This window comes from Sphingomonas yabuuchiae (assembly GCF_001477495.1).
GTDB classification, from domain to species: domain Bacteria; phylum Pseudomonadota; class Alphaproteobacteria; order Sphingomonadales; family Sphingomonadaceae; genus Sphingomonas; species Sphingomonas yabuuchiae_A.
In genome coordinates this window covers 1-844 of sequence record NZ_LDTF01000108.1, presented here as the reverse complement: position 1 = coordinate 844, position 844 = coordinate 1, and the positions used below count along the sequence as shown (strand labels likewise).

General features: G+C 62.8%; 1 protein-coding gene. It reads left to right on the top strand.

What is annotated here, in order from left to right; all coding sequences use genetic code 11:
- The first annotated feature begins 308 nt into the window (after positions 1-308).
- Positions 309-830, top strand: a complete 522-nt coding sequence (locus tag NS355_RS16570) for a TraB/GumN family protein (RefSeq protein WP_244489726.1) — start codon at positions 309-311, stop codon at positions 828-830.
- The last annotated feature ends 14 nt before the right edge of the window (positions 831-844 follow it).

Below are 844 nucleotides of genomic sequence, written 5' to 3'. Positions count from 1 at the left end.
CCCGAACAGATAGATGGTGGTGTCGGCATCCTTGACCACCCACAAAGCAGGATCGGCGTCATGGGCGGCGGGCTTGCTCTCTGCGCAGGCGGGCAGCGCCAGCATCAGCGCGAGCGAGGAGAGGGCGGCTTTCATGATCGTCTTCATGGGATCGGGCTTTCGCAAAAGAAAGGGGCGGAAAAGGAAGGGGGTCAAATGTATTTGCGCCACAGCCAGACCAGGCCGCCTACGCCAAGCATCGCGCCATAGACCTGCCCGCCTGCGCAGAGAGCAAGCCCGCCGCCCATGACGCCGATCCTGCTTTGTGGGTGGTCAAGGATGCCGACACCACCATCTATCTGTTCGGCACCATCCATGTGCTGAAGCCCGGTCTGAGCTGGTTCGACGAGGCGGTGAAGACCGCTTTCGACAAGTCCGACCAGCTGGTACTGGAAATGGTGCAGCCCGATCAGGCGACGATGCAGCAGATCGTCATGAAGAACGGAATCGTCACCACCGGCCCCACCCTGACCGAGCAGCTGCCCGCCGACAAGCGCGGCGCCTATCTGAAGGCGGTGACCGACATGGGCCTGCCGCCCCAGGCGTTCGACCGGATGAAGCCGTGGCTGGCGGGCGTCACCCTGTCGCTCGCCCCCATCCAGAAGCTTGGCTACAACCCCGAAAACGGGCCGGAAAAGGTGCTGGCGGATGCGGCCAAGGCCGCGAACAAGCCGGTCGCGGGCCTGGAGACCGCCGAGCAGCAGATCGGCTATTTCAATGGCCTGTCGCAAAAGGCGCAGATCGACTTCCTGACCTCGACCGTCGACGACCTGTCTCTTAAACAAATCTGACGCTGCCGACGAAA